General features: G+C 63.6%; 24 protein-coding genes. 13 read left to right on the forward strand and 11 right to left on the reverse strand.

The window, feature by feature from the left end:
- Positions 1-260 precede the first annotated feature (260 nt).
- The 4 genes from AC0IZJ_RS16995 (at position 261) to AC0IZJ_RS17010 (ending at position 3,878) form a co-directional block, all read left to right on the forward strand.
- Complete coding sequence (locus AC0IZJ_RS16995) at positions 261-731, forward strand: thioredoxin family protein (protein WP_471852063.1); 471 nt, start codon at positions 261-263, stop codon at positions 729-731.
- A 31-nt stretch (positions 732-762) separates the two neighbouring features.
- On the forward strand, positions 763-1,905 hold the full coding sequence (locus tag AC0IZJ_RS17000; RefSeq protein WP_471852065.1) for an MFS transporter: 1,143 nt from the start codon (positions 763-765) through the stop codon (positions 1,903-1,905).
- 246 nt (positions 1,906-2,151) lie between these two features.
- Positions 2,152-3,501, forward strand: a complete 1,350-nt coding sequence (locus AC0IZJ_RS17005; protein WP_471852067.1) for a hypothetical protein — start codon at positions 2,152-2,154, stop codon at positions 3,499-3,501.
- On the forward strand, positions 3,498-3,878 hold the full coding sequence (locus AC0IZJ_RS17010) for a hypothetical protein (protein WP_471852069.1): 381 nt from the start codon (positions 3,498-3,500) through the stop codon (positions 3,876-3,878). Before AC0IZJ_RS17005 ends, AC0IZJ_RS17010 begins: the two co-directional genes overlap by 4 nt.
- 67 nt (positions 3,879-3,945) lie before the next feature.
- Here the strand turns inward: AC0IZJ_RS17010 and AC0IZJ_RS17015 are convergent, their stop codons facing one another.
- Together AC0IZJ_RS17015 and AC0IZJ_RS17020 are read right to left on the reverse strand one after the other, a co-directional pair.
- On the reverse strand, positions 3,946-4,386 hold the full coding sequence (locus AC0IZJ_RS17015; RefSeq protein ID WP_471852071.1) for a hypothetical protein: 441 nt from the start codon (positions 4,384-4,386) through the stop codon (positions 3,946-3,948).
- A 191-nt stretch (positions 4,387-4,577) separates the two neighbouring features.
- Positions 4,578-5,549 (reverse strand): LysR family transcriptional regulator, encoded by a 972-nt coding sequence (locus AC0IZJ_RS17020; protein WP_471852073.1) that lies wholly within the window; start codon positions 5,547-5,549, stop codon positions 4,578-4,580.
- A gap of 149 nt (positions 5,550-5,698) precedes the next feature.
- On the opposite strand from AC0IZJ_RS17020, the gene AC0IZJ_RS17025 reads away from it, so the two are divergent.
- From AC0IZJ_RS17025 to AC0IZJ_RS17040, 4 genes are read left to right on the forward strand one after another with little or no spacing between them, the layout of a single operon-like run.
- Positions 5,699-6,718 (forward strand): TRAP transporter substrate-binding protein, encoded by a 1,020-nt coding sequence (locus AC0IZJ_RS17025; protein WP_471852075.1) that lies wholly within the window; start codon positions 5,699-5,701, stop codon positions 6,716-6,718.
- 17 nt (positions 6,719-6,735) lie between these two features.
- Positions 6,736-7,950 (forward strand): fumarylacetoacetate hydrolase family protein, encoded by a 1,215-nt coding sequence (locus AC0IZJ_RS17030; protein ID WP_471852077.1) that lies wholly within the window; start codon positions 6,736-6,738, stop codon positions 7,948-7,950.
- A 28-nt stretch (positions 7,951-7,978) separates the two neighbouring features.
- Complete coding sequence (locus tag AC0IZJ_RS17035; RefSeq protein WP_471852079.1) at positions 7,979-8,593, forward strand: TRAP transporter small permease; 615 nt, start codon at positions 7,979-7,981, stop codon at positions 8,591-8,593.
- A complete protein-coding gene (locus AC0IZJ_RS17040; RefSeq protein WP_471852081.1) occupies positions 8,590-9,867 on the forward strand; it encodes a TRAP transporter large permease subunit in 1,278 nt (425 codons plus the stop codon). The genes AC0IZJ_RS17035 and AC0IZJ_RS17040 overlap by 4 nt, the downstream gene beginning before the upstream one ends.
- 476 nt (positions 9,868-10,343) lie before the next feature.
- Here the strand turns inward: AC0IZJ_RS17040 and AC0IZJ_RS17045 are convergent, their stop codons facing one another.
- The 9 genes from AC0IZJ_RS17045 to AC0IZJ_RS17085 all read right to left on the reverse strand — a co-directional run bounded on the left by AC0IZJ_RS17045 (position 10,344) and on the right by AC0IZJ_RS17085 (position 17,615).
- Entirely contained in the window at positions 10,344-11,000 is a 657-nt protein-coding gene (locus tag AC0IZJ_RS17045) for an MAE_28990/MAE_18760 family HEPN-like nuclease (protein ID WP_471852084.1), read from the reverse strand.
- Positions 10,997-12,109: a GmrSD restriction endonuclease domain-containing protein gene (locus AC0IZJ_RS17050; protein ID WP_471852086.1), complete on the reverse strand. Its 1,113-nt coding sequence runs from the start codon at positions 12,107-12,109 to the stop codon at positions 10,997-10,999. Before AC0IZJ_RS17050 ends, AC0IZJ_RS17045 begins: the two co-directional genes overlap by 4 nt.
- Before the next feature lie 603 nt (positions 12,110-12,712).
- Positions 12,713-13,159: a hypothetical protein gene (locus AC0IZJ_RS17055; RefSeq protein WP_471852088.1), complete on the reverse strand. Its 447-nt coding sequence runs from the start codon at positions 13,157-13,159 to the stop codon at positions 12,713-12,715.
- Between the two features lie 228 nt (positions 13,160-13,387).
- Positions 13,388-14,122, reverse strand: coding sequence for a hypothetical protein (locus tag AC0IZJ_RS17060; RefSeq protein ID WP_471852090.1), 735 nt, complete (start codon positions 14,120-14,122; stop codon positions 13,388-13,390).
- A gap of 67 nt (positions 14,123-14,189) precedes the next feature.
- Entirely contained in the window at positions 14,190-14,447 is a 258-nt protein-coding gene (locus tag AC0IZJ_RS17065) for a hypothetical protein (protein WP_471852092.1), read from the reverse strand.
- A 197-nt stretch (positions 14,448-14,644) separates the two neighbouring features.
- Positions 14,645-14,830, reverse strand: a complete 186-nt coding sequence (locus AC0IZJ_RS17070; protein WP_471852094.1) for a helix-turn-helix transcriptional regulator — start codon at positions 14,828-14,830, stop codon at positions 14,645-14,647.
- A 95-nt stretch (positions 14,831-14,925) separates the two neighbouring features.
- The gene (locus tag AC0IZJ_RS17075; RefSeq protein ID WP_471852096.1) at positions 14,926-15,522 is read right to left on the reverse strand and encodes a hypothetical protein; all 597 of its coding nucleotides are present in this window, start codon (positions 15,520-15,522) and stop codon (positions 14,926-14,928) included.
- Complete coding sequence (locus tag AC0IZJ_RS17080) at positions 15,519-16,811, reverse strand: tyrosine-type recombinase/integrase (RefSeq protein WP_471852263.1); 1,293 nt, start codon at positions 16,809-16,811, stop codon at positions 15,519-15,521. The genes AC0IZJ_RS17075 and AC0IZJ_RS17080 overlap by 4 nt, the downstream gene beginning before the upstream one ends.
- Before the next feature lie 540 nt (positions 16,812-17,351).
- Positions 17,352-17,615, reverse strand: coding sequence for a DNA-binding protein (locus tag AC0IZJ_RS17085; RefSeq protein ID WP_471852099.1), 264 nt, complete (start codon positions 17,613-17,615; stop codon positions 17,352-17,354).
- Between the two features lie 172 nt (positions 17,616-17,787).
- Here AC0IZJ_RS17085 and AC0IZJ_RS17090 point away from each other — a divergent pair, with 172 nt between their 5' ends.
- The 5 genes from AC0IZJ_RS17090 (at position 17,788) to AC0IZJ_RS17110 (ending at position 23,938) form a co-directional block, all read left to right on the forward strand.
- Positions 17,788-18,207, forward strand: a complete 420-nt coding sequence (locus tag AC0IZJ_RS17090) for a hypothetical protein (protein ID WP_471852101.1) — start codon at positions 17,788-17,790, stop codon at positions 18,205-18,207.
- An 8-nt stretch (positions 18,208-18,215) separates the two neighbouring features.
- Positions 18,216-18,701: a nucleotidyltransferase domain-containing protein gene (locus AC0IZJ_RS17095; RefSeq protein ID WP_471852103.1), complete on the forward strand. Its 486-nt coding sequence runs from the start codon at positions 18,216-18,218 to the stop codon at positions 18,699-18,701.
- Between the two features lie 877 nt (positions 18,702-19,578).
- Positions 19,579-20,721 carry a hypothetical protein gene (locus AC0IZJ_RS17100; RefSeq protein WP_471852104.1) on the forward strand — a complete coding sequence of 381 codons (1,143 nt, stop codon included), beginning with the start codon at positions 19,579-19,581 and terminating at the stop codon, positions 20,719-20,721.
- A 146-nt stretch (positions 20,722-20,867) separates the two neighbouring features.
- The gene (locus tag AC0IZJ_RS17105) at positions 20,868-22,094 is read left to right on the forward strand and encodes a hypothetical protein (RefSeq protein ID WP_471852107.1); all 1,227 of its coding nucleotides are present in this window, start codon (positions 20,868-20,870) and stop codon (positions 22,092-22,094) included.
- Positions 22,094-23,938, forward strand: coding sequence for an Hsp70 family protein (locus AC0IZJ_RS17110; protein WP_471852109.1), 1,845 nt, complete (start codon positions 22,094-22,096; stop codon positions 23,936-23,938). The genes AC0IZJ_RS17105 and AC0IZJ_RS17110 overlap by 1 nt, the downstream gene beginning before the upstream one ends.
- Positions 23,939-23,952: the final 14 nt, after the last annotated feature.

Below are 23,952 nucleotides of genomic sequence, written 5' to 3' on the forward strand. Positions count from 1 at the left end.
TGTGAGGCAAGTTCGCCACCTGGAACGCCAGCGGCTGCTGCGGCGATGCGCACGACAAGGGCGCTGGGTGCGGCCGACGAGATCGGGCGCTTTTTCGAGCAAGCGTCCCGCCACGCCTGTGCGGCTTCCGCAAACCCAACCGCCGAAAGTGAAACTTCAACCCCGCGCTTGACAACGTTGTCATCTGGCGTGCAACATAGGTTGAAAGCGCTTTCAGTTCGGCTGATTCAACCCGCTTTTCCAGCAAGAACCCACTCACCATGCGATTCCTGTCCAACTCACTGCTTCTCGCCGTCAGCGTCGCCACGTCGCTCGCCGTGCAAGCCGCCCCGCCGGCCATCTACGACGAAGCCGCCGACGCCAAGGCGGACATCCGCGCCACGCTCGCCGACGCCGCGAAGGCCAAGCTGCCCGTGCTCGTCGTCTTCGGCGCCAACTGGTGCGGTGACTGCCGCATGCTGGACACGACCTTCAAGACCGGTCCTAGCGCCCCGCTGATCGCCAAGCACTTCAAGGTCGTCAAGGTCGACGTGGGCCGCTTCGACCACAACGTCGACATCGCCGAGGCCTATCGCGTTCCGCTGAAGAAGGGCATCCCCGCCGTGGCCGTGCTGTCGCCGCAGGGCAAGCTGCTCTACGCGACCGAAGGCGGCGAGCTGGCCGACGCCCGCAAGATGGGCGACCAGGGCGTCTATGACTTCTTCACCCGCGTGGCCGCCACGGCCAAGTGACACGCCAAGTGATCTGCAAGGCAGCTGCCAAGTGACCCCTCCCTCCCTCGCCGGCGCGTCGGTCGCGCTGCGCACGCAGTTCTTCGTCATGGGCATGCTGTTCGCCACATGGGGCGTGCACGTGCCCATCGTCAAGGCCCACTACGGCATCGGCGAGCAGGCCCTGGCCCTGGCCATGCTGGCCAGCGGCGTCGGCGCGCTGGCGGCGCTGGCCTATGCCGGCCGCATCGTCGGCCGCTACGGGCCGCGCGTGGTCGCGACCGTCATGGGCTGCGTGAGCTGCGTGGCCATTGCCAGCCTGGAGTCGTCGGCCTACTACGCCGGGCTGCTCGCCGTCATGCTGGTGTTCGGCAGCTTCGGCAGCCTGTTCGACGTGTCGCTCAGCGCCGAGGCCAGCGAGATCGAGCGGCTGGCCGCCAAGCCCATGATGAGTGGCTTCCACGGCATGTTCAGCCTCGGCGGCATGGCCGGTGCCGGCCTGGGCAGCGCCGTGCCCATCCTGGGCCTCACACCTCAGGCGCACCTGCTGCTGGCCACGGGGCTGTGCGCCATCGCCATCCTCGTCGCCAGCCGCGCCATGCTGCCCCTGCCGGACAAGCACGACGCCCAGGAGAAGCAGCCGCTGAGCCTGCCGCGCGGCCCGCTGCTGCTGCTGGGCGTGCTGGCGTCCATGGGCCTGATCGCCGAGGGTGCCATCTACGACTGGAGCGTGCTGTTCATGAAGCAGGAGCGCGCCAGCAACGCCAGCACCGCCGCGCTGGCCTACGCCGCCTTCAGCGGCGCGATGGCGGCCGGCCGCTTCGGTGGCGACTGGGTGCGCGCCCGCGTCGTGCCGCGCCGTCTGCTGCGCGCCAGCGGCGTGCTGGCCGCTGCGGGCATGGCGCTGGTGCTGGCCGTGCCATCGCCCGGCATCGGGCTGGTGGGCTTCGCCCTCGTCGGCCTGGGCCTGTCCAACGTCGTGCCCATGCTGTTCAGCGCCGCCTCGCAGGTGCCCGGGGTGTCACCCGCGCACGGCATCGCCGCCGTGTCGGGCGTGGGCTACCTCGGCATGATGGCCGGGCCGCCGCTGATCGGCCTCATCGCCGAGCAGTCATCGCTGGCCATGGGCCTGCTGGTGGTCGTCGCGTTCGCTGTCTTCATGGCCTTGTCGGCAAAGCGGGCGCTGAGAGGCTGACGTCGCGTCGCCAAGCCGCGGCGGGCCCGACGCTGCCTACCGCTTTGTCTTGCGCATGGTTCGGGGCCTGGGCGGTGTGCCCCGCGCGCCGGTCCGAAACGGGTGCGCGTGGGACGCGGCGGCGCTGTAGATAGGCATGCCGGCCGGCGACCCCGGCTACAAACGAAACACGCCGGCGTCGGCGATGAAACACCAGGCAAACACCGGCTGGAGAGACTGCGCAGCCAGACCAGCCCGCGCCGCCTCATGTCCACCACCCTCGCCTCTGCCCTGACCCAGGCCACACACCGCCAATCGCGCACCGTGCGCGACCTCGGGATGGCTTGCTGTGCCTGGCTGCTGCTCTTCAGCGGCGGCGTGCTGCTTTGGCTGACCCGCAGCGGAGCGCCGATCAACCTGTGGACGTTAGGCGCGTGCGCACTGCCGCCGCTGGTCGGCCTTACGTTGGTCTGGCGGAACACCACCGACGCGCGGCAGTACGCGCTGAACATGCTGGCGGCCACGCTGATGTTGCCGATCCTGCTGCTGTTCTGGGCCAGTTCAGTCGACGTTGAAGCCCTCCAGGCACCGGTCGTCCCGCCATCGCTCGACGCGGAGCAGCTGTTCGACGGCGCAGCGACGGTGGAAGACGCTGAGGTGCGCGGTGGCAGCCTCGTGCTGCTTCGCGCCGGCCGGTTTGCCGATGGCAGCGAGCTGCGGCTGTCGCGCTTCACCGATGCCCACGCGGCGCAGAACTACGCCGTGGTGCTGACGCAGGCCATCCAAACAGAACCCTTCACCGACGCGGGCCGCAAAGGCTTGCGCCTGCTCGGCAACGGCGTCGGCGCGACGCTGCTCGTCATCGAACGCCACGGGCCCGACCTGCTGGAGCTGCGAGCGGCCGACCGGGATCTTGGGCTGGCCCGGCTGGCGACCCAGCGCGTGCCGCTACCGCAAGACGACCTGACCGCAGCGCCCGCAGAGCCGACTGCGCCGGCCACGCCGGCCGCCCACTGGCCCTTCTTCTCCACCATGGCCATCACCCACGCCCTCGTGTTCGTCGCCTTGATCGCCTGGGCCGGCTCGCACACCACACGCGTGCCGGCCCTGCGCAGCGCCGCGATGGCAGCGCCCGACGAGCTGCGTGCGCGGTTGCTTTCGCTGGCGCGCCCGGCCGGCCCCTTCGCCATCACCGAGCTGGCCGCGCAAGGTTCACGGGCTCTGCAGGTCGATGTGTCGCCCAGCCCGCGCCGCAGCCACCACATCACCCTGCACATCGACGCCCGCCGCGGCTGCGTGCGCGTGCACGAGAAGCTGACCATCAACGGCGACGCCCCAGAAGACGCCGACGAAGCCAGCATGCGCGGCCCCGGGGACGACGCGTTCGACCCGGCGCGACCGGATGCCCGGCAGATGTGGTCGTCAACGCTGCAGGCCACGATGGTCCTGCCGTCGCGGCTGGGTGCAGTCCCGATGCAACTGCAATCCCGCCACGCCGACCTGCCGGCCGACTACGCCGCCTCGCTGGATGGCGAAGGCGTGCTCACCGCGCTGTGCGCGCTGGTCACCCGGTCGGGCTGGCATTGGCAGCCACGCCTGCTCGGCCGCCGCGTATGAGTCGATTCCTCGTTCTGTGTGCGGCAACGCTCGCATGGGCAACCGCATCCGTCGCGCATGAAGCGATCCCCACGCCCGCCGACGGCCACGCCTTCGTCTCGCAGGTGCGCCAGGCGGCGGCCCAGCCCGGAGGCGCTGCGCTGGCCGATCTGACGCAGCTGCCGTTTCTGTTCGAAGGCTCAGCGCATCAGCGCGGCGCCTTCATCGCCAAGGTGGTACCGGCGCTGTTCACGACCGGCGTGCGGCAATGCCTGCAGCGGGTGCGCCCGCAGGCCGAAGGTGACCGCCTGGTCATGTGGTGCAAGCCCTATGCGTTCTACGCCGGGACGGTGCAAGGGCGCTGGCGCCTGATCGAGTTCGGGATAGATGCAGAGTGATTCGAGAACCTGCAAGCCGCGCGGTTTGGAAAGCCGCAGTGCCGCGAGCTCTGCAGGGTTCGGCCGCTCATACCTTGGCGAGGAAGGTCGCCGCATCACCCGCTTCACACTTCCAGTCTGCGAAGACCCCGACCAGATTGCATTCCACGCAGCGGCAGGCGATGTAGTACCAGCGCACGTCATGCGTGCCCTCGTACACGGAGACGCCGGACATCAGCTCGAACACCTCGTTCTCGCACACGCACTCGTGCGCCTCGGGCGCGGCTTCCTCAACGTAGTCCGCGCTGTCGCCCATCAGGTGTTCCTGCCCGCAGTCGGTGCAGGTGCGGATCGCCACGCCGGCTTCTTCATCGGTCTGCAGCGCGAAGGTCCGTCCCCCGCAATCGCACTTGGACGCGGCAAACCGGACGGCCTCATGGCGATTCGCAACGCTGTAGCTGCGCAGCTCGGCCTGGGTGTCGCCGGACGTCGTCCCGTACCAGAACTCGCCCTTCTTCGTCAGTGCCATTGATGCTGCTCCATTCTTCAAGGTGGGCTTCCCGGCAGGCCTGACGCCAGGATCGCCCGGCGTCATCGGGATTTTGCCTGGGAGGCCCGGCAAGTCGTCGTCAAGGGCCCTGGTCCGGTCGGCCGCCGACAGGAGCTCCGGACAACTTCGGGCCGCAATGCAGCGATTACCGCCGGTCGCAGACGTGCATGTCAGACCTGCGCTATCGCGCTCGCCGGATCTGCCAGGTTGCGGATCACGTCCATGAAGGCTTGAGCCGCGGTGCTGGGGGGCTCGTCTCGCAACGTGATCAGGCCGAAGTCGGGCATTCGATCGGGAAGGTCGGCCGCAATGCGCGTCAGCAGCCCACGCCGCACGTACTTGTCCACCAGCGCAGCCGGCTGCAGCGACAGCATGTGCGTGCTCTGCATCAGCTCGAACGCGAACAGGAAGGACGGCGTCTCGACAATGCCCGAGGTGAGCGACAGGCCCGTGCTGCTGAAGATGTCGTCCGACACCTTGCGCAGCGCCGTGGACGTGGGATAGAGGATCCACGGCCAGCGCGAGAGTTCCAAAAGGCCGGGCGCCTGAACGCCCCGCAGCGGATGGTGAACGCCGGCCGTGATCTGCAATCCCTCCCCGGCCAGCCGTTCGTACTGGAACTGGTCGCTCTGGGACTTGTCGGTGAAGCGGCCGATCATCACGTCGATCTTGCGCTCGGCCAGCCAGATGATCAGCTGGTCGCTGCTCTGCTCCAGGACCTTCAACACCAGCAGCGGACGCAGCCGCTGCAGCTCCGCCACCGCCGCAATCAGCAGGTGCGCTGCCGAACCCGAGATGGCGCCGATCGTCAGATGGCCGTGCCCGCCCTGCTTCAGGGTGCTGAACTCGTCGACAAACTTGCGATGGCTGTCCAGCGCCGAATGGGCGTAGCGCAAAGTGAACAGGCCCAGTTCATTGGGGCGCATGCCACGCGGCAGGCGGTCAAACAAGCGCGACTCCAGCATCTCCTCGATGTCCATCAGCACCTTGGTGGCCGCTGGCTGGGTGATGTGCATCTGCTCGGCCGTCAGCCGCAGATTGCGCGTGCGCCCCAAGATGTCGAGGAAGTGGAGGTGCCTGAAACGCAGCCGCGACAGTTGCGCCGCAGCCAAGGGTTTCCCAGAAGGCTTGTCGGGACTCATCAGCATTTGGAATGGATGCTAGCTAAAAAATTCAGTGGACTGAGACCCGAGGCTCACCTAGCCTCCGGCTGCATCAAGAACCGCCCCCAGAGGGGCCGGCAGGTCGGGGCAAGGTCACGCGCTCCGAACTTCACGATCCTGGAGACATCATGCAAATCAGATCCCTCGGCCTCGCCGCCGCCCTGCTCGCCGCCCTCGCCGGCCCCGCGTCGGCGCAAATCAAGGAACACGTGTTCAAGGTCGGCATCGGCCTCAGCGAGGACCATCCTCAGGCGAAGGCGCTGAAGTTCTTTGGCGAACAGCTGGCCGCCAAGAGTGGCGGCAAGCTGGTGGTGCGCGTCTTCGCCAGCGGCGCGCTGGGCAACGACATCAGCATGACGTCGGCGCTGCGGGGCGGCACCCTCGAGATGACGGTGCCCGACAGCTCGACGCTCGTCTCCCTCGTCAAGCCCTTCGGCGTGATCAACCTGCCGCTGACCTTCAACAACGAGAAGGAAGCCGATGCGGTGCTGGACGGCCCCTTTGGGCAGAAGCTGCTGGCCACGTTGCCCGAGAAAGGCCTGATTGGCCTGGGCTTCTGGGAGAACGGCTTCCGGCACGTCACCAACTCACGCCGCCCGGTGCAGCGCGCCGAAGACCTGAGCGGCCTGAAGCTTCGCGTCATCCAGAGCCCGCTGTTCCTGGACACCTTCAACGCGCTGGGCGCCAATGCCACGCCCATGCCCTTCACCGAGCTCTACACGGCGATGGAGCAGAAAGCGGTGGATGGGCAGGAGAACCCGGCCGCCACCATCCTGGCCAGCAAGTTCTACGAAGTGCAGAAGCACATGGTGCTGTCGCGGCACATGTACAGCGCCTGGGTGCTGCTGATGTCCAAGAAGACCTGGGACGGCCTCTCGGCAGAGGAAAGGAAGATCGTGCAGGACGCTGCGCGCGAAGCGACGCTGCATGAGCGCAAGATCATCCGCGCGTTCTCCGAGACGGCGTTGACCGAGCTCAAAAAGGCCGGCATGCAGATCACCGAATTGCCGGCGGCGGAACAGGCCAAGATGCGCAGCACGCTGCAGCCGGTGCTGGCCAAGTTCAGCAAGGAGTTCGGCGAGGACACGACGGCGGAGATGAATGCCGAACTGGCCAAGGTGCGCGGCGGCACGGCAGCCGCAAAGTAGAACGCTCGAGACGCCCAATGACTGCGACAACGACGGCCATGCCGGTGCGCCCCGATGGCCTGCACCCCCTGCTGCCGCAAGACGGCCTGACCGGCACGCTGGTGGGCCGCGTATGGCGCGCCGGCACGCCCGGTGGCCCGTCCGTGGTGCTGCTGCGCCCGGAGGGCGTGTTCGACGTCAGCCGGCACTTCGCCACCATGAGCACCTTGCTCGAGGCCGGAGACCCGGCGCAAACCGTGCGGTCGGTGACCGGCGAATTCCTTTGCACGGTCGATGCGCTGCTGGACAACAGCAAGGCTGAAGGCCGCGACGCCGCCGTGCCATGGTTGCTGGCGCCATGCGACCTGCAGGTGGTCAAGGCCGCCGGGGTGACCTTTGCCTCCAGCCTGATTGAGCGTGTCATTGAGGAGCAGGCGCGCGGCGACGCCAGCCGTGCACAAGCGCTGCGCAGCCAGGTGCTGGCGCTCATCGGCGACAGCCTGGCCGACATCCGCCCCGGGTCGCCGCAGGCGCAGGCGCTGAAGACGCTGTTGCAGCAGAAGAACCTGTGGTCGCAATACCTGGAGGTCGGCATCGGTCCGGATGCCGAGGTCTTCACCAAGGCGCCGGTGCTGGCGGCGGTGGGGCACGGCCAGGACATCGGCATCCGCGCCGATTCCGCCTGGAACAACCCGGAGCCCGAGGTGGTGCTGGCCGTCAACAGCCAGGGTGTCATCGTCGGCGCGGCACTGGGCAACGACGTGAACCTGCGCGATATCGAAGGCCGCAGCGCGCTGCTGCTGGGCAAGGCCAAGGACAACAACGCCTCCTGCGCCATCGGCCCCTTCATCCGCCTTTTCGACGGCACCTTCGGCCTGGACGAGTTGCGCGGCGAGACCGTGCACCTGCACGTCAGTGGCGACGACGGCTTCACGCTGCGCGGCATCAACACCATGGCCAAGATCAGCCGCGACCCCGTCGACCTGGTGGCCCAGACGACGGCCAGCCACCAATACCCCGACGGCTTCATGCTGTTCCTGGGCACGCTGTTCGCGCCCACCGAAGACCGTGACGAGCCCGGCAGCGGCTTCACCCACAAGCTGGGCGACGTGGTCACCATCCACAGCCACTGGCTGGGCGGCCTGCAGAACCGCGTGACGCATTGCGAGGCGGCGCCGCGCTGGCGCTTTGGCCTGCGCGCCCTCATCGGCAACCTCGCTGAACGTGGCCTGCTGCAGGGGGCTGCGCTGTGACGGCTGGGCATCTCGCGGCGGAGGCGCCTTGATCGACGCCGCCATCGCCCGGCTCTGCCGCGCCATCGATTTGGCTGTCGCTGCGGCGCTCGCCGTGATGGTGCTACTCGTGTTCGGCAATGTCGTGCTGCGCTATGCCTTCAATTCCGGCATCGCCGTCAGCGAAGAAGTCTCGCGCTGGCTGTTCGTCTGGCTGTGCTTCATGGGCGCCGTGGTGGCGATGAAGGACGGTGCCCACCTGGGCACCGACATGCTCGTGTCGCGCCTGCCGGTGGCCGGCAAGAAGGCCTGCATGGTGCTGGGCCACCTGCTCATGCTGTACCTGACTTGGCTGTTCCTTCAGGGCAGTTGGCAGCAGGCTCGCATCAACCTGGATGTGGCAGCGCCTGCGACCGGCGCACCCATGGCCATCTTCTATGCGCCGGGCGTGGTCTTCTCCGTGTGCGCCGGCGCCCTGCTGCTGTTGCAGCTCACGCGCCTGCTGACCGGCCGCCTCGAAGAGCGCGACCTCGTGATGGTCAAGGAGTCGGAAGAACAGGCCGAACTCGAAGCCCTGAAGGCCGGGTTGGCGCCCAGCGAACCGGACCGCGATCAGCCGCCGGCCCACGGCTCCGGCGATACGCCCGGCCGGCCCCGTCAATGACCGTCGTCATCTTCCTCGGCAGCCTGCTCGGCGCCATGGCACTGGGCATTCCCATCGCCTATGCCCTGCTGGCCAGCGGCGTGGCGTTGATGTGGCACCTGGACCTCTTCGACGCGCAGATCCTGGCGCAGAACTTCATCAACGGTGCCGACAGTTTCCCGCTGCTGGCGGTGCCGTTCTTCATGCTGGCCGGCGAGATCATGAACGTCGGCGGGCTGTCGCAGCGCATCGTCAACTTCGCGCTGGCCCTGGTCGGCCACGTCAAGGGTGGCCTCGGTTATGTCGTGATCCTCGCGGCCTGCCTGCTGTCGGCACTGTCGGGCTCGGCCGTGGCGGACGCCGCCGCGCTGACGGCGCTGCTGCTGCCGATGATGATCAAGGCCGGCCACAAGAAGGAAGTGTCCGGCGGGCTGATCGCGGCGTCGGGTGTCATCGGTCCCATCATTCCGCCGAGCATCGGCTTCGTCATCTTCGGCGTCGCCGCCAACGTGTCGATCACCAAGCTGTTCATCGCCGGCATTGTCCCGGGCATCATGATCGGCATCGGCCTGGCGCTGACCTGGTGGTGGGTCGGGCGCAAGGAAACGCTGGCTTTGCCGCAACGCAAGACGCGCGCCGAAGTCTGGGCCGCGGCACGCGAGTCGGTGTGGGCACTCATGCTGCCGGTCTTCATCCTGGTGGGGCTGCGGATGGGCGTGTTCACGCCCACCGAAGCAGCGGTCGTGGCCGCCGTCTATGCGCTGTTCGTCAGCACCGTGGTGTACCGCGAGCTGAAGCTGCAGGCGTTGGTGAGCATCTTCATCACGGCCGCGCGCACCACGGCGGTGGTCATGTTCCTGGTGGCTTCGGCCATGGTGTCTGCATGGCTGGTCACGGTGGCCAATTTGCCGGCGCAGATGGTGGACCTGCTCCGCCCGCTGCTGGACAACCAGACGCTGCTCCTGATGGCCATCATGGTGCTCGTGATGCTCGTGGGCACGGCCATGGACATGACACCCACCATCCTGATCCTGACGCCGGTGCTGATGCCGCTGATCAAGGCGGCCGGCATCGACCCGGTCTACTTCGGTGTGCTCTTCATCATCAACAACTCCATCGGCCTGGTCACGCCGCCGGTCGGCACGGTTCTCAACGTGGTGGCCGGCGTTGGTCGCATGAAGATGGACGAGGTCACGCGCGGTGTCCTGCCCTTCATGGCCGCCCAGTTCGCGGTGTTGTTCTTGATGGTCCTTTTCCCTCAGACAGTGCTCGCACCGCTGCGGTGGTTCTACTGAGCCGCAGCTGCTTCAGCCTGACGTTGAAGGTGCCACGGTGTACCTGTCTGGTGAACCAGAACAAGCCGACCAACGTTGAGCCAGAAAGCAAAAAGCCCCTGACTCCGTTAGGAATCAAGAGCTTAACGTTCTGGTGGCTGGGGCTCTATCGAAAGATGCCCTACAACCCGCGCGGATATTAGGTTTTCATGTCTTTGCCGCGCAGAGTTCTTGCATAAGTTCTTGCACTACGCGCGCGCTGCTCCGAACGCGGCCAGCTAGAACCGGGCGTGTCCGTCTGCCTTAAGTGCGCGGCACTGGTGGATCACGCTCCCCCTGGCATTCCAGTCCAGCCCGAACCGAGCGTTGCTTGGCAGTTTATTCGCATCGGGGGCAGCTCTCGATCAGGAGCCGTCTTGCGAAAATCGCCTTCTACGCTCTTGAATCTCGAAATTTAAGCTTATACAAGGGCTCAAATCGACTTGTTTTCCGATCACTCAGTTGGCCTCGACCGTTCGTTTGAAGGCGGATAGCGCCATTGCATTTTCGATATCTGTCTTGAACTGCCGAAGAATTAGCAACACCTCATCAGCCAGCTTCACCCAGTCGTCTTTCGCGACGTCGATATAGTCGCCATGGGCTATCGTGTTTCGCCGCCTCAGAAGACTTTCGTCAATAAGGTTTGCTTTTGTCTCGTAAGGTGTTGTCTCCAACCCGACGGCTTGCAGGATGTTCTCGAAGACCGCCGCGCTCAAGTTAGATTCAGTATTGATGGCAGTGTCGATCTTCAATTTAGATTTCCCCGCCATACCATCCAAAAGAAAGTCTACTAATGCCACGTTGAGTTGCGACTTCTTAGATAGCTGAGCATCGTGCAACGCCTTCTTGAAACCTAGAACGACAAAGCAGCTGCGCAGTTCCGAGTAGCTCAATGCCTGATTATTAACGTAGGTCACATATGCGGTCGCCGCGGACTTAATAAACCCTTCCCAATGCGCGTAAAGGAGCGCAATAGACGCGCGCACCAAAGTCTGCTCCGAGATATAGCCGGAGCTCTTTACCGCTGCTTTTAGCGCTGAAATCTCTTTGATGCGCCAGCTCAATTCAGCGTCCAAGAAGTCTTGGAGCTGGTTCTGAGTATGCAAACGCTTCATGGAGCAAAGAAGACTTGGCCCATTGGGAGCAGATTTGTCAAACGGGTTGTGCCACGTACACCTGCACCTGAACTCGCGTTAAATGCCGCGTCTCCCCATAGAGCTTGCACGCGTGCCACTATGTGGGCATTGCGCACTTCAGGTGTCATCGCCTCAAATGCCGCGGCGTTCGCCGCGACGCCAATTGATATCACTTCGAAGCCGGACATCAAAAATTTGCCCATGAACTGCTGCTGTTGTTCGTTCCACTTCCTGAAAGCGCGATCCTCCAACGCCTCCGCGAGCCAGGAGAATGTTTGGTTAAACACTTCCTCTTCAGCTTGGCGCGGAAAGTCTGCGTTCGACGCCATCTTTTCAAGGGCCTGATCGAGGTACTCGTGTACATCGAGACCTGGCGTATAAGGCACATTGCGGAAAGCAAAAAAGCGAAGGGCGAGTTCTACGCCCGCCTGCTGTTCGAGCGCCGTGTCCGTCTGGGCCGTTGTGCATTTGAAATTTGGATCATCAGACCGTTGAACAAGCCACTCAAACAGGTCGGGGTTCATCATCACTGCAACGCTATTGCGGACCTCTTGCGGCGTCAAATTAGCGCCGCCGCTATTCAAACGCTGAAAGAGCTCGAACTTTGCTTTCGGATCACTCTCTTTCTTGAGAATTTCAACTCTCAGCCGAGCACGCTTAATTTGCAGCTGCTGCTCTTTCCCAATGCCGTCATCCGCTTGATCACTGCTTGGCTCCCAACGCCTACCTGCCAAACTCGGAAGGAATGCGGTGCCGCCTAAACTCGACGCTGGCACCAGTGCATCGCCCTCTCCTCGCAGGAGTCCCGCAAACTCCAACACCGTGGACACGCGCTGAAGGCCATCGATCAGTTCCCATACGCCTTTTTCGCCCTGAACAACGAAAATAGGAGGTATGGGAATCCCAAGTAGCAACGATTCGATAAAGCGAGTCCTTTGCGAGTCAGTCCAACGGAATAATCGCTGGAACGATGGATTAATAACGATCTCTTTATCCTTGTAGAGGTTCATGATCTCCCCTACCGACATGTCGTAGCCGTCAGCAACGATTTCTTTACGCGCAACTGCGATTTCTTGATCTAGGCTCATTTGTCATCCTTGCTTATTGCGCGTTGATTTATTGGATAACCACGGCGCGAATCTGACGATAAATCGACTGGTACCCGCTGCCCGACATTCATCAACTAGCGGTTGAGATCCGTTTTCGGATGCCTCTTTAGCAAGCAGCCAGAGGCAAGTATTTGAACCGGCGCCTTATTTGGTCTCGTGCACATCGCAAACTGACGTGCCGGCGCCTCGTCAGCCAGCCCCGGCCCGATACGGCTACATGACGAACATCGCTGGCAGACGCCGGAATAAGCCTTCAGCCGAAGGACCAAAAAGTGCGATTTCGCCTCATTTTGGATGCGGTTTTACGGGATTTAGCATGAGGTTCCCATGCATCTTCGCCGCTCACACCGGCGCTTCACCCCAGCCTCGCCAAGACCAGTGGGTTGAAGTAGGCCAAATTGCGTTTCTGGCGAGAGCCGATGTTTTCAAGACGATGAAGCCATTGCCGGGGACCATCATGCTTATAGGTGCCGCCTCTATAAGGTCAGCCCGCCCACAGGCCCAAAAAATTTGCAAGGAAGGGCCAGCCGAATCCAGGACGTTGATAAGGGGTGCAAGGTTCCGTGAACAGCCTTCGACAACTTAGGGACTCAGCGAGTCGAGGAACTGCTGCGTCGCGTTGTGCAGGCCGTTGTTGTTCACCGGCTGGGTGCGGACCTGGCCACCCACCATCTGCGTGGACCAGATGCTGCCGGTGGCCATCACGAAGGCGTCGTCGCCGCGCTGCGTGATGAGGAAGGTGGTCTTGCGGACAGCCGGCGTCGAGTACGAGTTGCCGACGGCGAGCTGGGCAATGGTGGCCTCGGTGCCGTCAAGCACACGGGTGCAGGCGATAGTGTTGGCGCCCTGCTCTTCGATGGACATTCCGCGCATCGCGCAGCGCTCCAGGAGCTTGGCTCGTGCCGCGGCTAGCGTTGTGCCCTTGAGCAGTACCTCCGGGCGGCCGCTGTCGGTCTGCTTGTAGATGGGTGGCGGTGCGGCGCAACCGACGAGCGCTATGGTTAGCGCGGCAATGGCGATGGTTTTCATGATCTCTCCCCATGTTGTGCGGCGCATGGTAGCCAGCGCATGTGAGCCGAGGGTTAGGTTTCCGACCTATTGCCAAGCCAGACTGAAGGGGTTGCGGCATAGCCCATGCACGCAACCCCTTGGGCACCCTTTGGGCGCAACCCCATCAAGCCGCGCCAGCATTGGGGCGTATGAGGTTGCGGGGCACAAGCTGATCGAAGATCAGCAGGCACCCTCCATAGAGGAGGATCAACCGAATTGATCCACTCGCAGCACCCCCGCCACGATGGCGACTTGTTTGGACAGCGCCTGCCGCGTTAGTTGTTCGCCGGACAGCAGCCACCAGAACTCGACCGCACGGGTAGGGCGACGCGAGGCGAGTACGTAGACACGCCAAATCAGCGCACGCCGGGCGGCAACGTCCACGGCGCCTACCTTGCCCGACTTGTCGGGGCGCTCCCGCGCGTGGCTTTCCAGACGCTCCAGCAGTTCAGCGAACTGCCGGGGTTCCAATGCTCGGCGTGCGGCCCGCATCGCGTTGGTCTGGAGCGTCATCAGGTCCTGCCGCTGAGCGTCCGTCAGGCCCAGGCCCGTGGAACACCAGTGAGCCACCGAATGGCGGGCCGCAACGAACAAGAATTGCCGATGGGCGGCCGTGTGCCAGGCGGCAGTTGCGGGCGCTTGGCTCATGAAGTTGCGCCAGCCCCTGAACTTCGCTCGATGCACCGGATGGCGTCGGCATAGCCACAGCAGGTCCGCCAGCAGCGTGATGAACTCGGCTTGGGGAGTTGTGCGGTTCGCCGGCCAGCGAAGGCACGGCGGCACGCCCCGGCGGTCAAGTGCGAGGTGAAGTGCCCAGAGCGTCAGCGGGTCGCTGGTGGTCTCCAGCCTGAGGATCAGGTTACGGACGGACTGCTCGGCCATGGCTGCCACAACCCGCCCGAAGCGTTGCAAATCGCCGCTACGCCCTTTAATCGCGATCAACGTAGGGACCGAAAGGACAGCGCCCGGCTCGGGGCCGGGCGCTGTCCTGTCGAGTTCGCCTTGCGGGTCAGCCGCCGCCAGCATCGTTCAAGCCCAGCGACTGCCGGGCGTTGTCATGTACGGAGCCATCCTCGGCGTCGAAGCTGGAGCACGGGTAGACGACGGTTGCCCAGTCGTCGCCGGCTGCCGCATGAATGAGGATGTCTTGTCTGTCATATCGCAGGACGTAGGTCGTCATGCGTCCAGGCCCGTCGAGCTGGGCGAGGATTTCAGACTGTTCCAGCGTGTCGGCAAGCTGTTCAAGGTCGATGTGGTTCAGTTGCATGCCGGCAGCCTCCCATCACAGTTAACCGCCTCGGCCGGCTCACAGTAGTAAGCGCAGGGTGTGTACAGAGCTTGACCCAACAGCCTTGCGACTTTGTCGAACCTAGCTTCCTCATGTGACGGAATTTCGTTCAGCAACTGACGCAGTTCTGCGGCCTGGCGTTCTCTGGTGCATCGGTGTTCACTCATACCGGTCCCTTAGTGCTTCACCGTGACACGTGAGGCAATCCAAGCTCGGACCTCCTCGCTATTCCACGCCACGCACCTACTGGACAATTTGCGCGCTCTCGGAAACTGACCGCTCGCCTGCAGTTGATATAGGGTGCTCTTGGAGAGCGCGGTAATCTCCATGACGGCAGGTAGGCGCAGCAGCATTTCGGTCATCTTTGTTCCTTCTCGGAGTTGGGGAAGACCGAATCGTGACGGCAAGCCTTCGTATCAGGCAGGGTCGATTCAGAGACCAAATCGGCCCTGCTTCACTAGAACCGTTTGAGTCCAACGTTACGCATCAACTGCGCGGTATCGTTCAGCTCGATGCCTTGCTCACGAAGCATGGGTACGAGCACCTCTGCCACACGCTTGGCAGCTTTGCTTAGAACCACGTGGTACTTCCATGCATCGCGGTTGTCGTCGATCTGATGTTGGTCGCTCTCGAAAGGCTCGTCGAAGTACGCCGCATAAGCTGCCAACAGTGCTTTGCTTTCGTCCCCGTGCTCATCGAGCGCCCTGTCAAACGCCACACACGCCGCCAGCCGGGCTGCCCAGTCTTTAGCACGCGTCGGCCGGACCACACCCAACGCTCTACAAAAGCTCTTCTCGTCCCCGCCTTGCAGGGCAACGGCGATCCGCTTTTGTAGGGCAGCAGGCGCGCGCCCGCTATGCAAGAGACGAAGGGCAATCTCCCGCAACTGCCATATTTGATCGGAGCGGTCATGCAACATCCCCGGCATACCGTTGGCTACGAGGGCTGCATTGACCTCGAAGAGATTCCAGAGCTGCGCTGCCGATTCGTCGTCTCTAACGGGCGCCAACTGCACGTCATGGTCACCCCAAGCGGTGAGCGCATCCTTCGTCATGCCACTGCCCTACTCATGACCACCACCTCCGCGCCGACACGCAACCTGTCTAGGTAGTCCGCCCATACCTGCATCATGTCGCGCCGCTGCTCCAGGTACTGGGTGCGGTTGTAGGCGCGGCCGAGGCTGTCCTTAACGCTATGGGCTAGCTGTGCCTCGATCACGTCCACCTCAACGCCCAGGCGCTCAGCCAGCATCGTGCGCGCCGTGGCCCTGAAACCGTGGCCGGTAACCTCGTCCTTCGGAAAGCCCATCGCCCGCATCGCCGCGTTGACGGTGTTCTCGCTCATCGGTCGGTCATGGTGCCGCTCGCCACGAAACACCAGCGCGCCGCGGCCCGTCAGCCTCTCCAGCTCGCGCAGCACGGCCACGGCTTGGCGTGCCAGCGGCACCACATGCGGCGGACCGTCCTTCTTGCCGCTCTTCTCGCGCTTCATCCGATGGGCCGGGATGGTCCAGGTCGCGCCGTCCAAGTCAAACTCATCCCAGCGCGCGTGCCGCAGCTCGCCGGGGCGCAGCAGCAACATGGGCATCAGGCAGAGCGCAGCACGAACCACGTAGGTGCCGGCGTAGCCATCGAATGCGCGCAACAGCTCGCCCAGACGGACCGGCTGCGTGATGGCGGGGAAGTGCGTCACCTCAGGGCGCTTGAGCGCGTCCTTCAAATCCTGCGCGGGGTCTCGCTCAGCGCGCCCGGTGGCCACCGCGAAACGGAACACCTGCGAGCAGTTCTCGCGGGCACGGTGGGCCGTTTCGATCACTCCGCGCGCCTCGATCTTGCGCAGCACGGCCAGCAGCTGGGGCGGTGTGATCGCGCCCACGCCTTGGCGGCCGATCACCGGGAACACATCGGCCTCAAGCCTGGCCATGATTTTGTCGCCGTAGCTGGCAGACCAGTCCGCCCGCCGCGTGTCGAACCACTCGCGTGCCACGGCCTCAAAGGAGCCAGCGGCCGGCAGGCCGGCATCGGCCCGCCGCTCTGCCTGCACCCTCTCCACAGCTGCGGCCTTGCTTGCCTTGCGTGCGCTGCTTGGGTCAGTGCCATCACTCACCAGCTTGCGGGCCTCATCCGCCCGCTTGCGCGCCTGGCTCAGGCCCACGTCGGGATAGGTGCCGAAGCTCAGAATGTTGCGCCGGCTGGACAGGCTGTAGGCGAAGCGCCAGCCGTGTGAACCGCCCTTCACAAAGAGCTGCAAATAGAGGCCGTCACCATCGTTGATGCGCTTACGCGTGTCGCCGGGCTTGACGGCCTTCAGGGTCGCGTCAGAGGGGATCAGGTGCTTGGCCACTGCAAGAACTTTCGGGGTGCAAGAACCCCCATTCTCAAGTTCTTGCAGAAGTTCTTGCAAGGTGGGGCCGGAAGTGGGCGGAAGTTCTTGCACCTCGCCGGACAACAAAAAAGCCCTAGAGCGTTGATTTCTCTAGGGCTTTTGGACTTCAGCGGACCTTGCTGAACTCTTATTTGGTGGCCTGGGGCGGAATCGAACCACCGACACGCGGATTTTCAATCGGAATCCGCGTGTGCGGCAGGACCGAACCCACACGCAACAATCAACAAAATCAAGCACTTAGCGCGCACACAACCGCAGTCAAACGCAACGCTCCGCACTCGAATCCCGACGTGACTGCCAGACTTGTGCCAGAAATTTTTATACCTCTGGCGCCTGACCATCACTCGCATCGACAGTGTAGGCACCAGCCTTCCACCGTGGCAAGCTCGACTCTCAAGCCGAGGGCGCCGTGTCGGACGCAGCGCGGCCTGAAGATGCATAAAAGTGCCCCGGCCGCAGCGGCAGCCGGGGCACCGAATCAAAAGAGCCCTGCCTGGCTCATCTGAAGCCGGAGCGCTTGCCCTGCCCGCCCTCATCCAGCTCGGCCAGCGTTGAACCGCGGTCGGTCCGCCGAGCGCGCTTGCGCGGCGGTCGCAAGGCCACATGTCGCAGCGCCAGCGCATTCAAATGCTTGGCGATGGTCGTGTAGCTTCCCGCCGACAACTCCAGCCGGAGATTGCGCGGTCCCGGAATGCGCCCTTGCCTGAGCAGCGCAACGTACGCGCGAACAACGTCGACGCTCGTGATGCCTTGCCTTCCCATTGATGTCCTCACTAGGTTGCGGCAGCGCAGAAGTGCGCTGCCTGCAGCGTCTAGCGAGGGTTCGAGGCCGCCCTGAAAAGGGCATCGCGCCGCCGTTACGTAACCGGAATTGCTGGCGCGTTTAAAGCCCGCCCCGCAGCATTCGCAGCACCACAACTCTGGGAGCTACGACATGCACACCCTCATCAAAACTTCCCATCAGCCCGTTCGCACCGTGCTGCACCTGAGCCCCGCCGTTACGAGCGCCGCGCTCACCGAGGCGCAACGTCATAAACAAGGTCTGGCCGAATGGGTCGAGCGCCTGGTCGTCGATTCGTGCGCGGCTGGCGATGACCACCTGGAACGTCGCCTCAGCGAGCTCATGTCGGTCGAACTCTTTGCCCACGTGGCGAGCCACTGTCCCGGCGCGCTTGTTGGCCGCTGGCGGTTGCTGTTCGACCGGTGCGTGCTGGAGCCGGCGCTGTGGCGCTATCCGGAGGTGACGCTCGAAGAAGCAGAAACCGCGGGCACGGACCTCCAGCCCACGCTGGACGCCGCCGAGCTGCTGCGCCGCTGGCCGGCGCTGGTGGCCAGCGTCTGGCTGGTGTCCTGAGCAGCTCGATGGGCACGCACGCCGAGGCGTTGGCGCAGGAGGCTGCAAAGCTGCCGGAGGTCCTTGCGCAGCTTGCTGCGGTCACGCCTGACGGGAGTGCCGCGCGCGCTGCGCTGGTTCGACAACTGGAGCGGTTCCTACGGGAATTCGAGGCGCGCAAAGGAGAGAGCCTTGAGGCCCTGGTTCGAATCCTGGGCGAGCGGCTGCAGACGCTGGACGCTCAGGTGACGGCGGCGGCGCTGTTTGGGTCAGCGGCGCGCGACGACCTCGAGCCGGACAGCGACATCGACTTGCTCCTCATAGCTGACGGCCTGTCGCAGTTGGAGGCGCAGGCACATTTCAAGGCCGCGGGGCGGGAGCTACGGCGGCCGGTGAACGTCCTCCTCTACTCTCCCGGCGGCTGGCTGGCAGCGACGAGAAGCAAGGGCAGCTTGGCGCAGAGCATCTGCAGCCAGCCCGTAGTCCACCTGGTCGGCACCCTGCCGCCTGTCTAGGGAAGTCCTCGTCGCCAGCGCGCTCACGCGACGCAAACGGATAAAACGTGCTGGCTAATCTTGTCGTAGGGGGAGAGGGCTCAATACCCCGCGACCTACCTAGCGCACCAAGCGGGATGTCCATGGGTGCGGCCTGGGAGCAAGAACCAGAGGGCGTGACAGGTGCGGCGCAGTTCCCGCAGACAGTCTGGTTCGAGAGGCGGCGTGCTGCGACGACCGCCTTGCCCACGCCGCGCAGGACGCTTCCTGCGCATGTCCGGACGTTCAACCCGGAGCTCGGGGTGCGGCAAGGCTCGAAGCTGGCAGCGCTGCCGGCCAAGGGGGAGCCTTGCCCGCAGCACTCGGGGCTTCTTTACCGTCTGAGAACAAAGAACTCCTGAAATCCCCGAGGGTTCTTTCCTATCCTGAATTGACAGGAGCGGGCTCCCTGTGCCCGCCGCGTTGGCGATGAACGCAGCTTCCTGGCGCCAACCACCTTTGAGGCGCACGCCCCCTCCGTTGGCGCCGCAACCAAGCTGGCCACGATGCAGCCTCGAACTGCCGGCTGACCAGGGTCTTGGCGTTCGGACGCGCGCCGATTCGAGGGTGTCAAGGGCCCATCCCGTAGCGAGGCCACCGCGGATGTGTGAGTGCGCTCACACTTTTGGTTAACCTCCTCTCGGCGCTGTGAAACCGCTCACAAATCCGAGGCGATTTCCGTTGATGACGTCGGTCGCGGCCGGCACAGTGATGTTCGCGATTGGAGCAACCCTGGTCGCGCCGCCACAAGGACAGGAGTCACGGCCATACTCGGGGCCCGTGGCGGTTGCAGCACGCCATGTCGCCGGCCGTTGCCCGGAAAAAGAAGATGCTCATACGAGCAAGCGGAGGTTGAGGGATGCCATTTCTGCCGTTCTATGACCGCATCGACCCTGGCCAGGGTGGCTCAGCCATGGTCATCCCTGAATATCCACGCTGGAACATCGACCTCAAGCCAGAGGTGTTCCCGTGCGGTCAGTGCAACCTGACTTTCGGGACATACGACGAGTGGTTCGAGCACCGGTTTCAGTTGCACCCCGTCGCCAGACCCATGCTGGTACTTGGTGACGTCGAGATAGTGACGCCGCGCTTTGTTGTCATGCAGGCGCTGAAGACTGGTCAGGTGCGAGCAGTGAACGCGGAGTCATGTTTGGTCAACGGCGCGCTGACTTCGATGACCGAGTTCGCCGAGCGGCTCGCAATGGCGTCCAACGCGTTCTTCAACGTCACGCTTGTCGGCGCAGATGGCGGGTCGAAGACAAGCTATGAAATCTCCGTTGAGCTGCCAGCACCCGAGCAAGTCCAAGCGGTGGAACTCGCCTTCGCTCGCCTTGCTGCGACAGGCTCCCTCAGCCTCAACAGCATCAACTCGTTTGTCCGAGAGGTGGCCAACGCATCAACTGCGAAGCGCTACCTGGATGGTCTATCCAGCTATCTGTTCGGTGTGCTGGCAAAGGACCAGAGGGGAGACACCGGGCTAACGCAAGAGCAGGGCCGCACGAAACTCAATGAAGCCCACCAAACGTTGATGCTCATCGACCGGCCGCTCGCGAAGGTAGTGCGCGCCGTCATCGAGTTTCAGGCCAACGTGTTCTTGCGCACCCGTGGCGTCAGCGTCGCCCCTCGTCTTCTTCAGGCGATGCAATGGTTCGAATCCGCTCATGGTGGTCATCTCGCGCCATTCCCTGAAATGCAGGTCATTGACGGCCCTGCCCGGTCGCGCGTTCCGCTCGACGCTGCAACTGACGAGCTATTGACCTGGACCAGTCTGCCAGTTTCGCAACTGATGGAGCAGCTGCGCTCGGTCGAGAAGCGTTGCAGGCAGCCCGACTGGTTGCCCGACGATAGAGCGAAAGCGCGCGTTCTATTCGCAGCTCTGCAGCTCGCTCAGGGCGAGCACGCTGGCGCGATGCAGACTGCGCGGGCCTTCCGTCACGACCCTGTTTTTCAAGACCTTTCCGAGAACTTGCTTGCGAGCATCGCGAACCGGGTGGCCGATTGATGACTTCGAAGCACCCTCGCGACCGCAACAAAGGTTATCCGAAGCGACTTCTGAAGAAGTACGGACCTTCCCCTGCTGCTGCCAGCGCAGCAACCGAACCAACTATGAGCTCTACTCCCCAACCGCCGTACAGCGCAGCACCCCCGATGCCGGGCTCCTCCTCGCAGGCCGACACGCATCAAGAGCCGCAGGAAAAGACGAGCGCGGCTACGGAACAGGCATCGCAGAACAAGCCTGAAAAACGCCCTGAGCCACAAAGCTCTGCCGAGTTCGTCGATGCCTTCTACGCCGGGCGAACGAAGGTGCTGTCTGACGCAACGTTGCGGCGGCTCAAGTCCACCACCGTCAGTCTCGATGCCGGAGCCCGCGGCGACCTCTTGCGGATGGCCATCGACACCGACGAAACGCTGGACAAGACTCGGCGCCTGCTCCTTGTCGCATCAGAGGTCAGCGAGCTCAAGGTTCTAGGGCATCTGCTTCTGGACTTCGCCGCAGAAGTCGTACTGCTCCACCCGGCACTGCGAACCAATGGCTTGCGCGCCCATCTGTTCCCAGTCCACGGAGATGAGTACACCCTGGAAGATGCCTGGCGACTGCTGAAGAGCCTGGAACTGCCGGCGCCCCCTACAGCGTCGGCTGATGACGAGACTGAGCCGAAGGACGCAGCTACCGGTCAAGCGCCCGATGACGCCAGTGCAGACTTGGAATCTGGAACAGGTGGCAAGCGGCCAAAGGCCGGAAAGGCCAGCTCCGCGGCACGTGCAGCGCAACAGGTCGTCAGCAAAGCGAGGCGCAACGCCCTTCTTTGCTCGGTGGTCTGGCGTGTGCATCGAAACCAGCAATCCTTCTCCGACGCAATGCGCGGCTTAAGGGGAACGCTCTTCTCCCCAGGTGCAAGTCCGACAGCACTTGAGGCCGAGCTCCTTGAGGCCATCGCCTTGATGCCAGAGAAAGAGGATTCAAAGGTCGCGCTGCTGCTGGAATGGTCTGCGCGCCAACAGTCCGACCTCCTCAACAAGCTGACCAACGCGCAGCGCCGAAACGAAGCACTGACTGCACAAGGAGAGGCTCTCGATTTGGAACTCAGCGAGGCCAACGAGCGAATCGAGGCGCTGGATGGCGAACTTCAAGCCGAGCGTGCAAGCAAGGAGGCGCTCGACCGCCATATCGGCGTGGTGAAGACGCATGGTCAGGCCGACTACGAAGACCTCAGGGCATCGTCGCTCAAGGCGATTCGAGACGCGGTCCAACAGCTGGACCAGGTCTCCGTCGCGCTAGGGCGAGACGTTCCCAAGGTTGCCTTCGCGCGCGAAGTCCTCGACACCATCGTCGATTCACTTCGCGTTACGACAAAGAAACTGGAGGATGCGTGATGACGACCGTCGGATTCGACTTTGGGACGACCAACAGCGTGATGTCCATCGTTGTGGGCGACCGCTGCATACCCATCCTCGAGGATGGCTTCCCGCATCCATCGGTCGTCTCTTATCGGGGTGGGGTGCCGACAGTTGGGCGGCGTGCAAAAAACGAGTTGGAGTCATCTGGCGCAGGCGTGATGGGCAACATCGTCCGGTCGCCCAAGACCATGCTTGGTCGCTCCAGCGTGACGGTTGATGGACACACCTACAGCCCTCAAGTCGTTGTGCGCGACGTTGTTGCTCACGTGATGGCACACGCTCGCGGCGACCGCGTCGCCCGGCAGACCGGCAGCAGCTTTGACCGCGCCGTTGTCACCATTCCGGTAGACATGAACGGCGAGCGCCGACGGGAATTGCGTGAGGCTTGCCGTATGGCTGGTATGAGCATCTACCAGTTCGTCCATGAACCCCTGGCCGCGCTGTATGGACACTTGAGGAACATGCCCGACTACCAACTCGAGTTCGCGCGACTCAATCGACAGTTGGTACTCGTCTTCGACTGGGGCGGGGGAACGCTTGACCTGACGCTCTGCAGAGTCGCTGACGGGATGCTGGTGCAGGTCGCCAACGACGGGTGTAGCGACGTAGGCGGCGACGTCCTCGACGACATGCTGGTCAACGAGATTGAGCGCAAGGTTCTGCAATCCAGAGGCATTCACCACCCGGTCGGACGTCAGGTGGGCGCCCTCTCAGGGCTCCGGGCTGCAGCTGAGCGCGCCAAGATTGCGTTGTCTGACAAGGATGTGCATCCATTGCTGGTACCAGACTACTTCATGCCCGAGGCAGGCGACGTCGACCTTGAGTTCCGTTTGTCGAGGGCTGACCTTGAAGCTATCGTCGCCAGCAAGGTCTCCCAAGGCATCGGACGAATCGAGCAACTCCTGCTCAACGCGCGAGTTGACCCGTCTGGTGTTGCGATGTGCCTTGCCACGGGTGGCATGGTGAACATGCCACTCATCCAGGCCAGGCTCAGGGAGCTTTTCGGCGCCGGGCGGGTAGAGGTCTCTTCTCGTGGCAACACCATCATCTCCGAGGGCGCCGCGTGGATTGCGCATGATGGCGCACGCCTTGTTCTGGCCAAGAACATTGAGGTGCTGGTCTCGCGCCAAGCTTACTTTCCGGTAGTTCAGGCTGGCTCACTAATGCCGCGAGAGAGCGAAATCCACCGCTCGCCGGTTCCGCTCACGCTGTACTGCAGCGACCCAACCGACGGCATCGCCAAATTAGTGCTGACCACGCCAAAGCGCACGGGACGCAGTGTTCAGGTAAATGATGAGCGGGACATCCTGGGCACGCTCGCCGTCTCGGTTGATTCCAATCAGCGGCCCTTGCTGGAGCGCCTGCTTCTGGACGTCACGGTTGACGAGAATTTGGTTCTTCGCTCGAAGGGCACTTCGACGATTGCCGGAGCCACAGACGAAGTGGAGGTCCACACGCTTGAGTTCGGGCTACAGGTGGGGCCTGGCCAAGATGCTGGGAAGACGGAGGGTCTCTCATCGGCCAATGACGCCGGCCCGAATCGCGAGAGACCAGGCGATGTTCAGCTCAGACCCAACATTGCCACATCCGACACGGATTGGTCGACGGTCCCGGGAGAAGTGCTCTACCGGTTTAACCCGTTCTATTTCAACCGCGCCAGTCACACCCCTCCGCCGGCAATGCAAGAGCACGAGAAGGGCATGTACGAGCCATGCCTTGGATGCAAGCGCGTCTACTGCAATTGTGCTGAGCTGCGGGCGTTTGCCATTGCCAGAGCCAACGAGAAGCCAGGCGCAGGCGCGTCCTTTGAACAGCCTTAGCCGAAGAACCTATC

It is taken from the genome of Roseateles sp. AC306 (genome assembly GCF_979253795.1).